We start from the raw sequence: 14,355 nt of genomic DNA on the forward strand, positions 1-14,355 counted from the left end.
CGCCCGGCACGCCCGACCGGCGGGCGCCCGAGACCGCCCGGCACACCCGCACGGCGGCGGACCCACGGCGGCGGGCGGCGGACCCACGGCGCCCCGCCCCCGTCCGGCGCGGCATGCCACTCTTGACGCATGCCTGAAGGAGACACGGTGTGGCAGGCCGCGCGACGGCTGCACGACGCCCTCGCGGGCCGGGTGCTGACCCGCAGCGACCTCCGGGTGCCCCGGTTCGCCACGGCCGACCTCACCGGCCGCACCGTCCTGGACGTCACCCCGCGCGGCAAGCACCTGCTGACCCGCGTCGAGGGTGGCCTGACCCTGCACTCGCACCTGCGGATGGACGGCTCCTGGCGGGTGTACGCCGACGGGCAGCGCTGGAACGGCGGCCCCGCCCACCAGATCCGCGCGATCCTCGGCACCACCGATCAGACGGCTGTCGGCTACCGGCTGCCCGTCCTGGAACTGCTGCGCACCGCCGACGAGGACCGCGCGGTCGGCCATCTGGGACCCGACCTCCTGGGCCCCGACTGGGACCCCGGCCTCGCTCTGGCCAACCTGACGGAGGACCCGGCCCGCCCGCTCGGCGAGGCGCTCCTCGACCAGCGCAACCTCGCCGGTGTTGGCAATGTCTTCAAGTGCGAACTGTGCTTCCTGCTCGGCGTCACCCCCTGGCTCCCCGTGGGGAAGCTCCCCGCCGACCGAGCCGCCAAGGTCGCGGAACTGGCCAGGAAGCTGCTGGAGTTCAACCGGGAACGCCCGGTCCGCAACACGACGGGCCGCCGCGGCCAGGACCTCTACGTGTACGGCCGCGCCCGCCGCCCGTGCCTGCGCTGCGGCACCCCGATCCGTCTCGCCGACCAGGGCGACGGCTCCCGGGAGCGGCCCACGTACTGGTGCCCCACCTGCCAGCCGGGCCCGGCCCCCGCAGGCGGACGACGGGGCGGCCTCCCCCGCTGACCCCCGCCCGCGCGCGACGGACCGGACGAGCCGTCACGTCACCTGGTGCCGCGCCCGCGCGAGCGCCACGCACGCCGCCAGCGCCCCGCCGCGAGCGCCCCCTGCGCCCGCGCCTTGGGCGTGCAGTGCACCGGCAGCACACTGAGCCCCCACCCGCCGGCCGCGACCGCCCCTTCCAGGGCGCCGCCATCGGGCGCCAGCACCAGCCGCGCCACCGCCCACCACCACAGCGCCCCGAGCCCGACGACGGCCCACCGGCGCGCGCCCCGGCCCGGCGTCACACCTCCCGCACCCGAACCGCGGTCACCGGGGCCCGCGGCTCCCACGGTCGGTTCACCCGTTCTCCGCCTGGAACATCCAGTGCTGCTTCTCCAGGTCCCCGGTGATCGCGATGAGGATGTCCTGGCTCACCGGGTCCGGCTCCTCGGTCGACGTCACCCGCTCACGCATGCGCGCGATCACCGCGCCCAGGGCGTCCACCATCGCGCTCACCGCGGCCGAGTCGTCGACCCAGCCCTCCGGTGTCACTCCGATCCCGCTGCCCACGGCCACCGTCGCGGCACGCCCGTCGGGCGAGACACCCAGAGCCGCGGCCCGCTCGGCGACGGTGTCGGAGTGCGTGCGCGCCAGCGCCACGACCTCGTCGAGCTGGAGGTGCACGGAGCGGAAGCGTGGCCCGACCACGTTCCAGTGGATCTGCTTCGCCACCAGGGCGAGGTCCACCAGATCGACCAGGGCGCCCTGCAGCGCCTCGGACACGGTCTTCAGGTTCTCGTCGGACAACGGGCTCTTCACGACGTACATCCGCACCTCCGTGGCTGACCCCCGCCTCGTCCTTCCACGATGACGGCCGCCCGCCCCACCGGCAAACGCACACGGGGTGCCGCGCGCGGCGGTCCCGGGACGCGAAAAACCCCGGCGGCACCCCTCCGGATCTTCCGGACGGGCCCCTACCGGGGCATCCCACACCCTTCACGCCGCTCGGGCGCTGAACACCGCGCCTACGCGGCGACGACGTCCACCGCCTCGGCGGGCGCCTTGATGGTCACCCGTTCCGGTGGCACACCGGTCACCGAGACGGAACCCAGCATCGGGCGAACCGGCGTGGGTACGGGCTCGCTGGGGGTCGCTGCAGCAGACTGGGCCAGCTCGGCGAGGGCGAGCTCGTCGCTCACTTCCCGCATGAGCTCGGACATCCGTACGTCCAACGCGTCGCAGATGGCGGAGAGCAGTTCGGAGGAAGCCTCCTTCTGCCCCCGCTCCACCTCGGAGAGATAGCCGAGTGAGACTCGGGCGGACGAGGAGACTTCGCGCAGAGTACGGCCCTGGCGCTGGCGCTGCCGACGCAGCACGTCACCCAGCAGGCGACGGAGCAGAATCATCGGTGGCTCCCTCCTCGGACCGCGTAGCCGCATCCTTCACGCCCCACCGTACCGCCTTGCGCCGCGGCCGTGCGGGGAGCGATGTCGTGTTCACTCAGGGCTGCAAACATCAAAACCCCCCGTTCCGTTCCGTATCCTGTGCCCGCTCATTCCCGGTCTGTTCGCCCACAAGCTCCGTCAAAAGCAGTTCCAGTACGCTCCGTACACTCTCCATACGAATTTCCGCACGGTCGCCGTTCAACCGCAGACGCTCCACTTTTCCGCCGCCGGCGGAAGCGGAACCCGCCCGCGCGGGCCCGGCCACCGCCACGAAAACCGTCCCGACGTCCTGGCCGTCCTGCGGGTCCGGACCGGCGACGCCGGTGGTGGCGATGCCCCAGTCGGCGCCCAGCGCCTCCCGGACGCCCGCCGCCATCCGGGCCGCCACCTGCGGATCCACCGCCCCCCGCTCGGCCAGCAGAGTGGCCTCCACACCGAGCAGCCGGTGCTTCAGCTCCGTGGCGTAGGCCGTCACCGAGCCCCGGAAGACCTTGGAGGCCCCCGGTACCGCGGTGATCTCCGCCGCCACCAGACCACCGGTCAACGACTCGGCGACGGCGAGCGTCTCACCGTTCACAGTGAGTAGTCGCACCACGTCGGTGGCCGTGGAACTCACGCTTCCTTCTCCTCCAACGCCGCCTTGCGCTCGGCGATTCCCTGCCTGCGGAGCACAATGGCCTGTTTCACGTAGTCGAGTCCGGTCGCCACGGTCAGCACGACCGCCGCTCCCATCACCCACCACCGCAGCGTCGCCAGCCACCCCGTCAGCGCCAGCACGTACATGCCGACGGCGATGCCCTGGGTGAGGGTCTTCAGCTTGCCCCCGCGGCTGGCCGGGATGACGCCGTAGCGGATGACCCAGAAACGCAGCAGCGTGACGCCGAGTTCCCGGCCGAGGATGACGCCGGTGACCCACCACGGCAGGTCGCCCAGTGCGGAGAGACAGATCAGCGCCGCACCCATGATCGCCTTGTCGGCGATGGGGTCGGCGATCTTCCCGAAGTCGGTGACGAGGTTGTAGGTGCGGGCCAGGTGACCGTCGAACAGGTCGGTGATCATGGCGACGGCGAAGGCCGCCCAGGCGAACGACCGCCACGCCGGGTCGTAGCCGCCCTCGGCGAGCATCAGCATCACGAACGCCGGCACCAGGAGCAGCCGCAGCATGGTCAGCAGGTTGGCGATGTTCCAGACGCTGGCCTGGTTGACGGCCGCCGCCGCGATCTTCGCGCCGCGGGCCGGCTTCGTACCGTCCCCGGCGTCGAGGGCGTCGCCGGGCGCGACGGCCGGAACCGCCACGTCACCCCGTGCCCGGGCCCCGGCCCGGCCACGCCGTGCCGGACCGCCGCCGGAAGAACCCGGAGCCGTACCCCGTGACTCCCGCGCCGCGGCCGTGCGGCCGGGCACCGGTCCCGTCACGCCCGCGGGTGCGGGGCCCACCACCCTCCTCGCACCGGGGGGGCCGCCCGCCGCCGATGCCGGAGCACCCGTCATCTGCCCGCCTCCTCACTCCGCGCGAGCGAACCCTGGAACAGCGGCTCGGCCACCAGGTCGACACCTTCCGTACCGACCACCTTCGCCTCGACCATACGGCCGACGCTCAGTCCCTCGCCGCTCGTGAGCAGCACCTGGCCGTCCGTCTCGGGAGCCTGGTGCGCCGCCCGTCCGTACACGCCCTCCTCCTCGTCCACGGACTCCACCAGCACGTGCACGGTCTCGCCGACGCGCTCCTCGGCGCGCTGCGAGACGAGTTCCTCGGCCATCCGGGAGACGCGGGCCAGCCGCTCGGCGACGACCTCCTCGTCCAGCTTGCGGTCGTACGTCGCCGCCTCGGTGCCCTCCTCGTCGGAGTAGCCGAAGACGCCGATGGCGTCCAGCCGGGCGTGGTTCAGGAACCGCTCCAGCTCCGCGAGGTCGTCCGCCGACTCGCCGGGGAACCCGACGATGAAGTTGGAGCGCACACCGGCCTGGGGCGCCTTGCCTCGGATGGTGTCGAGCAGTTCGAGGAAGCGGTCCGTGTCGCCGAAGCGGCGCATCGCGCGCAGCACGTCGGGCGCGGAGTGCTGGAAGGACAGGTCGAAGTACGGGGCGACCTTCGGGGTGGAGGTCAGCACGTCGATCAGACCGGGCCGCATCTCGGCCGGCTGGAGGTAGCTGACCCGCACCCGCTCCAGACCGTCGACCTCGGCGAGCTCGGGCAGCAGGGACTCCAGCAGCCGGATGTCGCCCAGGTCCTTGCCGTAGGAGGTGTTGTTCTCGGAGACCAGCATGATCTCCTTCACGCCCTGTTCGGCCAGCCACCGCGTCTCGTTCAGCACGTCGCTGGGCCGGCGCGAGATGAAGGAGCCGCGGAAGGACGGGATGGCGCAGAAGGAGCAGCGCCGGTCGCAGCCGGAGGCGAGCTTCACGGAGGCGACCGGGGCGCCGTCCAGCCGGCGGCGCAGGGGTGCCCGGGGTCCGGAGGCCGGGGCCAGACCTTCGGGGAGGTCGGCCGGGGCGTGCCCCGGGAGGGCGACGGAGGCGGCGGAGTCCTGCCGCTCGGCCGGGCTGATCGGCAGGAGCTTGCGCCGGTCGCGCGGGGTGTGGGAGGCGTGGATGCCGCCGTTGAGGATGGTCTGGAGGCGGTCGGAGATGTCGGAGTAGTCGTCGAAGCCGAGCACGCCGTCGGCTTCGGGAAGGGCCTCGGCGAGCTCCTTGCCGTACCGCTCGGCCATGCAGCCCACCGCCACGACGGCCTGCGTTCTCCCGTGTCCCTTGAGGTCGTTGGCCTCCAGGAGGGCGTCGACGGAGTCCTTCTTCGCGGCCTCGACGAAGCCGCAGGTGTTGACGACGGCCACGTCGGCGTCCTCGGCGTCCTGCACGAGCTGCCAGCCGTCCGCCTCCAAACGGCCTGCGAGCTCCTCCGAGTCCACCTCGTTGCGGGCGCAGCCAAGAGTGACGAGTGCGACGGTACGGCGTTCAGGCATGGGCTCAAGACTACTTCGTCCCGTCGGGGCCCCACGTCGACGGGGTTGGCCGATCATGGCCGGCCCCGTCGCCGACGCGCCCCCGGGGACCTTCTATCCGGCCTGCGGGTCGCCCTTGGTGTAGGTCAGGCGCTCGACCGCGCCCGGCTGCCAGTCGTCCTCGATCTTCTTGCCGTTGACGAACAGGTCGATCACACCGGCGTCCCCGAGCACCAGGTTGATCTTCGAGCTGTCCTGGAAGGTCTCGGTGTCGCCCTGCTTGAGCAGCCCGTCGAACAGCAGCCGGCCGTTGTGGTCCTTGGCGGAGATCCAGCTGCGGCCGTCGGCGGCGGTGACCTGGACGGTCACCTTGTCCTGCGGGGCGGCGGCGATGGCGCTGTCCGACGGCGCCGGCTCGGGGGCGACGGGCTTCTCGGACTTGGGTGTGGGAGAGGCGGACTCGCTCGGGCCGGCGCCGTCGGCGACGTTCGCCTTGCCGCCCTCGTCCTCGCCCTTGACCATGGTGAAGCCGACGAAGCCGATCACGACGACGATCGCGGCGACCATGGCCGCGGTCCAGTTGGGTCCGCGCCGCTCCGGGCGGATGCGTTCCGCCTCGAAGAGGGGGGCGGCCGGGGTCGGCGCGGGGCGGCCGCCGCCGTGCTCCTGCTCGTACTGGGCGAGCAGCGGCGCCGGGTCGAGATCCACGGCCCTGGCCAGGGTCCGGATGTGCCCGCGCGCGTACACGTCACCGCCGCACGGAGCGAAGTCGTCCGCCTCGATGGCGTGCACGATGGCGATCCGGACGCGCGTGGCGGTACTGACGTCGTCGACGGTCAGCCCGGCGGCGATACGCGCCTGCTGCAGCGCTCGGCCGACGGACACGGAGGGGCGGTCTTCCTCGGAAACGTCTTCGAACGGACGCTCGTCTTCAGGGGAGTTGCCGATGGACACGGGGGCGCCTTTCGAGCGTGTAGCCGCCTGTGCTGGAAGTTCAGTCTAGGAGGGGTACGAGAGGGTGGGGCAAGCGGGCGGTAGGACTTTGTACTCCATCGGAATGGCCCGATGTTCCGATGGTGGTACTGCAGTGTGTCGCTTCGCTCAACTTGACGTATGCCGGCGGGAAACAGTTGCCCGATGATCCCTAACGGCTGGGTCACGATCGGCCGCCGCGGTGAGGCGGGGCGACGGCCGTTTCCCCTCCGCCTACCCTTCAGACTCCCCCCGGATCAGCGCCAGCACGCCATCCAGCTCATCAGGCTTCACAAGAACGTCACGAGCCTTCGACCCCTCGCTCGGTCCCACGATGTTCCTCGACTCCATGAGGTCCATCAGCCGGCCGGCCTTGGCGAAGCCGACGCGCAGCTTGCGCTGGAGCATGGACGTCGACCCGAACTGGGTCGAGACGACCAGCTCCGCCGCCTGGCACAGCAGGTCCAGGTCGTCGCCGATGTCCTCGTCGATCTCCTTCTTCTGCTTGGACCCGACGGTGACGTCGTCCCGGAAGACGGGCGCCATCTGGTCCTTGCAGTGCTGGACGACGGCCGCGACCTCCTCCTCGGTCACGAACGCGCCCTGCATGCGGGTGGGTTTGTTCGCGCCCATCGGCAGGAACAGCCCGTCGCCCTTGCCGATCAGCTTCTCGGCGCCGGGCTGGTCGAGGATGACCCGCGAGTCCGCGAGCGAGGAGGTGGCGAACGCCAGCCGGGAGGGCACGTTCGCCTTGATCAGACCGGTGACGACGTCGACCGACGGCCGCTGCGTGGCCAGCACCAGGTGGATGCCGGCCGCCCGCGCGAGCTGCGTGATCCGCACGATGGCGTCCTCGACGTCGCGCGGGGCGACCATCATCAGGTCGGCCAGCTCGTCGACGATCACCAGCAGGTAGGGGTACGGCTGGAGTTCCCGCTCGCTGCCCTCGGGCGGCTTGGCCCTGCCCTCGCGCACCGCGCGGTTGAAGTCGTCGATGTGCCGGTAGCCGTAGGCGGCCAGGTCGTCGTAGCGCAGGTCCATCTCGCGGACGACCCACTGGAGCGCCTCGGCGGCCCGCTTGGGGTTGGTGATGATCGGCGTGATCAGGTGCGGGATGCCCTCGTAGGCGGTCAGCTCGACGCGCTTGGGGTCGACCAGGATCATCCGGACGTCCTCCGGGGTCGCCCGCATCATGATCGAGGTGATCAGGCAGTTGATGCAGGACGACTTTCCGGAGCCGGTGGCGCCGGCGACCAGCATGTGCGGCATCTTCGCCAGCGAGTCCATCACGTACCCGCCCTCGACGTCCTTGCCGAAGGCGACCAGCATCGGGTCGTCGTCCTCCGCGGACTCGGCGAGGCGCAGCACGTCACCGAGGTTGACCATCTCCCGGTCGGTGTTGGGGATCTCGATGCCGACCGCGGACTTGCCGGGGATCGGGCTGATGATCCGCACATCCGGGCTGGCCACGGCGTACGCGATGTTCTTGGTCAGCGCGGTGACCCGTTCGACCTTCACGGCCGGGCCGAGTTCCACGACGTAGCGGGTGACCGTCGGGCCGCGGGTGAAGCCGGTGACGGCGGCGTCCACCTTGAACTCGGTGAAGACCTTCCGCAGGGCGTCGACTATGACGTCGTTGGCCGCGCTGCGCGCCTTGCCCGGTCCGCCGCGGGTGAGCAGGTCGAGCGAGGGCAGGGAGTAGGTGATGTCGCCGGCGAGCTGGAGCTGCTCCGCCCGGGCCGGCAGGTCGCGCGGTTCGCGGGGCGGCTCCTTGGTCATGTCCAGCACGCCCGCCGGCGGCCTGTCCTGCTTCGGCTCGGCCGTCTGCGGCTTCTTCGGCTGGGTGCGGGCCGCGGGGACCGGCGTCGGTGTGGTGGGCTCGCGGTCGCCGGTGCTCACACCCTGGGTGAGGTCGGCGACCACGGGCGAGGGCGGCATGCCGTGCAGCACGGCGCCGTCGAGCGCGGCGGCCGCCGCGGCGGCCACGTCGACGGCGTCCATCGGCCGGTTCATGTCGGGCTGCTGCACCGCGGAGCGGCGGGACCGGGAGCGGCGCCGGGTCGGTGCCTCGTGCTCCATGGCGTCGGGGTCGTACTCCTCCGGGGCCGGCCGTCGTCCGCGGCGGCTCGCGGGCAGCGCCTCGCGCCACTGCTCGTCGTAGCGGGCGTCGTCCTCGCCGAACTCCTCGAGTTCGGGTTCGTGGACGAGTCCGAGCCGTACGCCGAGCTGGCGCAGGCGCTGCGGGATGGCGTTCACCGGCGTGGCCGTGACGACCAACAGTCCGAAGACCGTGAGCAGCACCAGCAGCGGCACGGCGAGGACGTCGGTCATGGTGGACGACAGCGGGCTGGCCGCCGCCCAGCCGATGAGGCCGCCCGCGTCCCTTATGGCGTGCACGCCCTCGCTGCGGGCGGGTGATCCGCAACCGATGTGGATCTGGCCGAGCACGCCGATGACGAGCGCGGACAGTCCGATGACGATGCGCCCGTTGGCCTCGGGCTTCTCCGGGTGCCGGATGAACCGTACGGCGACGACGGCGACCAGGATCGGCACGAGCAGGTCGAGCCGGCCGAACGCTCCGGTGACCAGGATCTCCACCAGCTCGCCGACGGGGCCCTTCAGGTCCGCCCAGGTGCCGGCGGCGACGATCAGCGCGATGGCGAGCAGCAGCAGCGCGAGTCCGTCCTTGCGGTGGGCGGGGTCGAGGTTCCTGGCGCCCTGCCCGAGACCTCGGAAGACGGCGCCGACGGCGTGCGCGAGGCCCAGCCACAGGGCGCGCACGAGCCGGTAGACGCCGTTCGTCGGGCTGGGCGCCGGCGCCGGCTTCCTGGCCGCGGCCCGGACGGGTGCCTTCCTGGCGGGAGCCTTCTTCGCCGGGACCTTTTTGGCGGCGGCCTTCCTCGCCGGGGCCTTCGCGGCAGCGGCCGCCTTCTTCGCGGGCGGCTTCTTGGCTGCGGACGGACGTGAGGCCATGGGTGTGAGGTTACCGGGGGAGACGGGCGGGGACACGCGTGGCGGACGCTTCACCCGTTCGTGTCGCCCTCGCCGAGGCGCGAAGCTGACCGAGCGGGGCGCGGACGCACCCCGGTTGACGCTCCTTCAGGGCACGCCCTCGGCGGGAGCCGGGCAAGGCCCCCGCCACGGGGTTCAGTTCTGCGAGGGCACCGAGGACGCGCTGCCGGTCCCCGGCTCCAGGGCGTCCAGCGCCCGCCGCAACCCCGTGAGCTTGCGCTCCAGATGGGCCGCCGTGGCCACCGCGGCCGCGTCGGTCGACTCGTCGTTGAGCTGCTTGGTCAGCGCCTCGGCCTGCTCCTCGACGGCCGCGAGCCGCGCCGAGAGTTCGGCGAGCAGCCCCGCCGACTCATTGGCCTCGTCGGCGTCCTTCTCGCCGCCCTCCAACTGGAGCCGCAGCAGCGACGCCTGCTCCCTCAGCTGGCAGTTCTTCATGTACAGCTCGACGAACACCGAGACCTTGGCGCGCAGCACCCACGGGTCGAACGGCTTGGAGATGTAGTCGACCGCGCCGGCCGCGTACCCCCGGAAGGTGTGGTGCGGTCCGTGGTTGATCGCGGTGAGGAAGATGATCGGGATGTCCCTGGTCCGCTCCCGCCGCTTGATGTGCGCCGCGGTCTCGAAACCGTCCATGCCCGGCATCTGCACGTCCAGCAGGATGACCGCGAAGTCGTCCGTGAGCAGTGCCTTGAGCGCTTCCTCCCCGGACGATGCCCGCACCAGCGTCTGATCCAGCGCCGAGAGGATCGCCTCCAGCGCGAGCAGATTCTCCGGCCGGTCATCGACCAGGAGGATCTTGGCCTTCTGCACCATGGCCCGCCCTCCTCGCCCCGGCTTGGGGCCTCCCCTGTCCGCAGGACCTGGGGTCGTACCTGTGGGTACCGCCCCAGGGGACGACTCCCTTGCGCCGCCCGTCCTTGTGCCGGTCATCGTAGCCGCACCCCGCCCGTCACCACACCCTGTCACCGTGATGTCACTGTGCACGTAGCAGAAACGCGGCAGGAGACCAGAAGGTTCCCCGAATCCCGTACTTCTACACGACTTCGCGTCCACCGCGTCGGCAACGCCGGGTGAACACCGGAGCCTCCCGTCCCGTCGCCCGCCCCGCGGACGACGCCCTCACTCCCCCCTCATCCACTGCTCCATCACCGTCAGCAGGTGATCGGGGTCGACCGGCTTGGTGACGTAGTCGGAGGCCCCCGACTCGATCGCCTTCTCCCGGTCGCCCTTCATCGCCTTCGCCGTGAGCGCGATGATCGGCAGCCCGGCGAACTGCGGCATCCGCCGGATCGCCGTGGTGGTGGCGTACCCGTCCATCTCCGGCATCATGATGTCCATCAGCACGACCGCCACGTCGTCGTGCTGCTCCAGCACCTCGATGCCCTCCCGGCCGTTCTCCGCGTACAGCACGGACAGACCGTGCTGCTCCAGGACGCTGGTCAGCGCGAAGACGTTACGGATGTCGTCGTCGACGATCAGCACCTTCTGCCCGCCGAAGCGGATGCCCCGGCGCGACGGGCGTGGCGCCGGCTCCTGCTGCTCGAGACCCGGCCACTGCTCCGGCTCCACGGCGGGCCGCTGCTCCAGCGTGACCCTGCGGCGGCGCCGGAACAGCGCGGCCGGACCGTTCTGGGAGTCCCGGTACGAGGTCACCTCGGCCGCCGTCGCGGTCTGCGGCGCGGCGGGCTCGGCCGACGCGACCGGGTCCCCGCCCTCCAGCGCCGGCATGGGCTGCGCGTATCCGTTCGGCGGCAGCTCGCTGGGGTGCAGCGGCAGGTACAGCGTGAACGTCGATCCGCGCCCCGGTTCGCTCTGCGCGTGGATCTCGCCGCCGAGCAGCTGGGCGATCTCCCGCGAGATGGACAACCCCAGTCCCGTACCGCCGTACTTGCGGCTGGTGGTGCCGTCGGCCTGCTTGAACGCCTCGAAGATCACCCGCATCTTGCCGGCCGCGATGCCGATGCCCGTGTCGCTCACCGAGAACGCGATCAGGTCCGCGTCCGGGTCGGTCAGCGAACCGGCCTCCAGCAACTGCTCCCGGATGGCCTGCGGGACGTCGTCCCGGGCGGGCCGGATGACCAGCTCGACCGAGCCGGAGTCGGTGAACTTCACCGCGTTGGACAGCAGGTTCCGCAGCACCTGCAACAGCCGCTGCTCGTCGGTGTGCAGGGTGGCCGGCAGCTCCGGAGAGACCCGCACGGACAGGTCCAGGCCCTTCTCCGCGGTCAGCGGCCGGAAGGTGGCCTCCACGTAGTCCACGAGCTGGACGAGCGCGATACGCGTCGGCGAGACGTCCATCTTGCCCGCCTCGACCTTCGACAGGTCGAGGATGTCGTTGATGAGCTGGAGCAGGTCGGACCCGGCGCCGTGGATGGTCTCGGCGAACTCGACCTGCTTCGGCGACAGGTTGGCGTCGGCGTTGTCGGCGAGCAACTTGGCCAGGATCAGCAGCGAGTTGAGCGGCGTTCGCAGCTCGTGTGACATGTTCGCCAGGAACTCGCTCTTGTAGCGCATGGACACCGCGAGCTGTTCCGCGCGCTCCTCCAGGACCTGCCGCGCCTCCTCGATCTCGGTGTTCTTCACCTCGATGTCGCGGTTCTGCCGGGCCAGCAGCTCGGCCTTCTCCTCCAGTTCGGCGTTGGACGCCTGCAGCGCCTTCTGCCGCTGCTCCAACTCCGCCGACCGCTCCCGCAGTTGCTCGGTCAGCTCCTGGGACTGGGCCAGCAGCCGCTCGGTCTTGGTGTTCACCGAGATGGTGTTGACACTCGTGGCGATCATCTCGGCGATCTGGTTGAGGAAGTCCTTCTGGATCGCCGTGAACGGCGTGAACGACGCCAGCTCGATCACCCCGAGCACCTTGCCCTCGAACACCACGGGGAGCACGATCACCTGCGCCGGCGGCGCCTCCCCGAGCCCCGAGGAGATCTTCAGGTAGCCGCTGGGCGCGTTCTCCACCAGGATGGTCCGCTTCTCCATGGCGGCCGTGCCGATGAGCCCCTCACCGGGCTGGAACGACGTCGGCATGGACCCCATGGAGTAGCCGTACGAGCCGAGCATCCGCAGCTCGAACTGGTCGTCGTCGGCGGAGGTGAGGTCCTCGCCGTCGACCAGCGGCATCGCGAGGAAGAACGCGCCGTGCTGCGCCGACACCACCGGCGTCAGCTCGCTCATGATCAGCGAGGCCACGTCGTCCAGGTCGCGGCGGCCCTGCATCAGCGCGGAGATCCTGGCCAGATTGCCCTTCAGCCAGTCCTGCTCCTTGTTGGCGATCGTGGTGTCGCGCAGGTTGGCGATCATCTTGTTGATGTAGTCCTGGAGCTCCTGGATCTCCCCGGAGGCGTCCACGTCGATCTTCAGGTTGAGGTCACCGCGGGTCACCGCGGTCGCCACCCGCGCGATGGCGCGCACCTGCCGGGTGAGATTGCCGGCCATCTCGTTCACGGACTCGGTCAGGTCCCGCCAGGTGCCGTCCACGTCACGCACCCGTGCCTGCCCGCCCAGCTGGCCCTCGGTGCCCACCTCGCGCGCCACCCGGGTGACCTCCTCGGCGAACGAGGACAGCTGGTCCACCATCGTGTTGATGGTCGTCTTCAGCTCGAGGATCTCCCCGCGCGCGTCGATGTCGATCTTCTTCGTCAGGTCGCCCTTGGCGATGGCCGTCGTCACCATGGCGATGTTGCGGACCTGACCGGTCAGGTTCGACGCCATGCCGTTCACCGACTCGGTGAGGTCCTTCCACGTGCCCGCCACACCCGGCACGTGCGCCTGACCGCCGAGGATGCCGTCCGTGCCCACCTCGCGGGCCACCTTGGTGACCTGCTCGGCGAACGCGCTCAGCGTCTTCACCATGATGTTGATGGTGTCGGCGAGCTGCGCCACCTCACCGCGCGCCTCGATGCTGACCTGCCGCGTCAGGTCACCGTTGGCGACGGCCGCGGACACCTGGGAGATGTTCCGCACCTGAGTGGTCAGGTTCTTCGCCATCAGGTTGACGTTGTCGCTGAGGTCCTTCCAGATGCCGGTGACTCCCGGCACGTTCGCCTGACCGCCCAGGATGCCCTCCGTGCCCACCTCACGGGCCACCCGGGTCACCTGCTCGGCGAACGACGACAGCTGGTCCACCATCGTGTTGACGGTCGTGACCAGCTCGAGGATCTCGCCCTTGGCGTCGACGGTGATCTTCTTCGACAGGTCGCCCTTGGCGACGGCGGTGGTGACCTCGGCGATGTTGCGCACCTGGAGCGTCAGGTTGTTCGCCATGCCGTTCACCGACTGGGTGAGGTCCTTCCAGGTGCCGGAGACGCCCTGCACCTCGGCCTGACCGCCGAGGATGCCCTCGGTACCCACCTCGCGCGCCACCCGCGTGACCTCTTCGGCGAACGACGACAGCTGGTCGACCATCGTGTTCAGCGTGTTCTTGAGCTCCAGGATCTCCCCGCGCGCGTCCACGGTGATCTTCTGCGACAGGTCACCGCGCGCCACCGCCGTCGCCACCTGGGCGATGTTGCGGACCTGACCGGTCAGGTTGGAGGCCATGCCGTTCACGGAGTCCGTCAGGTCGCGCCACACACCGGCGACCCCGGGCACCTGCGCCTGGCCGCCCAGCCTGCCCTCGGTACCCACCTCGCGCGCCACCCGCGTCACCTGGTCGGCGAAGGAGGAGAGCTGGTCCACCATCGTGTTGATGGTGTTCTTCAGCTCGAGGATCTCCCCGCGCGCGTCGACGTCGATCTTCTGCGACAGGTCACCGCGCGCGACGGCCGTCGTGACCTGGGCGATGTTGCGCACCTGACCGGTCAGGTTGGACGCCATGGAGTTGACGGAGTCGGTGAGCTCCTTCCAGGTGCCCGACACGCCGTCCACGCGCGCCTGACCGCCCAGCCGGCCCTCGGTGCCCACGTCCCGGGCCATCCGCGTGACCTGGTCGGCGAAGCTCGACAGCTGGTCCACCATCGTGTTGACGGTGTTCTTCAGCTGGAGCATCTCGCCGGAGACGTCCACGGTGACCTTCTGCGACAGGTCACCGTTGGCGACCGCCGTCGTCACCTGGGCGA

11 protein-coding genes are annotated in these 14,355 nt (G+C 70.8%); 1 reads left to right on the top strand and 10 read right to left on the bottom strand.

From position 1 onward, the window contains the following. Window positions 1–129: 129 nt before the first annotated feature. A complete protein-coding gene (locus IE118_RS13730; protein WP_189558127.1) occupies window positions 130–954 on the top strand; it encodes an Fpg/Nei family DNA glycosylase in 825 nt (274 codons plus the stop codon). A gap of 38 nt (window positions 955–992) precedes the next feature. Here the strand turns inward: IE118_RS13730 and IE118_RS13735 are convergent, their stop codons facing one another. The 10 genes from IE118_RS13735 to IE118_RS13780 all read right to left on the bottom strand — a co-directional run. Next, window positions 993–1,235, bottom strand: coding sequence for a hypothetical protein (locus IE118_RS13735; RefSeq protein ID WP_189558128.1), 243 nt, complete (start codon window positions 1,233–1,235; stop codon window positions 993–995). A 52-nt stretch (window positions 1,236–1,287) separates the two neighbouring features. After that, window positions 1,288–1,758 (bottom strand): Dps family protein, encoded by a 471-nt coding sequence (locus IE118_RS13740; RefSeq protein ID WP_189558129.1) that lies wholly within the window; start codon window positions 1,756–1,758, stop codon window positions 1,288–1,290. A 197-nt stretch (window positions 1,759–1,955) separates the two neighbouring features. Then, window positions 1,956–2,336: a helix-turn-helix domain-containing protein gene (locus IE118_RS13745; RefSeq protein WP_003993396.1), complete on the bottom strand. Its 381-nt coding sequence runs from the start codon at window positions 2,334–2,336 to the stop codon at window positions 1,956–1,958. A gap of 109 nt (window positions 2,337–2,445) precedes the next feature. Further along, window positions 2,446–2,991, bottom strand: coding sequence for a CinA family protein (locus IE118_RS13750; protein WP_189558130.1), 546 nt, complete (start codon window positions 2,989–2,991; stop codon window positions 2,446–2,448). Then, a complete protein-coding gene (gene pgsA, locus IE118_RS13755) occupies window positions 2,988–3,866 on the bottom strand; it encodes a CDP-diacylglycerol--glycerol-3-phosphate 3-phosphatidyltransferase (protein WP_189558131.1) in 879 nt (292 codons plus the stop codon). Before pgsA ends, IE118_RS13750 begins: the two co-directional genes overlap by 4 nt. Continuing rightward, the gene (rimO, locus tag IE118_RS13760; protein ID WP_189558132.1) at window positions 3,863–5,338 is read right to left on the bottom strand and encodes a 30S ribosomal protein S12 methylthiotransferase RimO; all 1,476 of its coding nucleotides are present in this window, start codon (window positions 5,336–5,338) and stop codon (window positions 3,863–3,865) included. Before rimO ends, pgsA begins: the two co-directional genes overlap by 4 nt. 93 nt (window positions 5,339–5,431) lie before the next feature. Then, a complete protein-coding gene (locus tag IE118_RS13765) occupies window positions 5,432–6,271 on the bottom strand; it encodes a helix-turn-helix domain-containing protein (RefSeq protein WP_189558133.1) in 840 nt (279 codons plus the stop codon). A 252-nt stretch (window positions 6,272–6,523) separates the two neighbouring features. Next, entirely contained in the window at window positions 6,524–9,262 is a 2,739-nt protein-coding gene (locus IE118_RS13770; RefSeq protein WP_189558134.1) for a DNA translocase FtsK, read from the bottom strand. A 174-nt stretch (window positions 9,263–9,436) separates the two neighbouring features. After that, window positions 9,437–10,114 carry a response regulator gene (locus tag IE118_RS13775; protein ID WP_189558135.1) on the bottom strand — a complete coding sequence of 226 codons (678 nt, stop codon included), beginning with the start codon at window positions 10,112–10,114 and terminating at the stop codon, window positions 9,437–9,439. A 306-nt stretch (window positions 10,115–10,420) separates the two neighbouring features. After that, window positions 10,421–14,355: HAMP domain-containing protein (locus IE118_RS13780; RefSeq protein ID WP_189558136.1), on the bottom strand; the 3,935-nt coding region annotated here is incomplete at its 5' end.

This window comes from Streptomyces pilosus, assembly GCF_014649835.1.
GTDB classification, from domain to species: Bacteria; Actinomycetota; Actinomycetes; order Streptomycetales; family Streptomycetaceae; genus Streptomyces; species Streptomyces pilosus.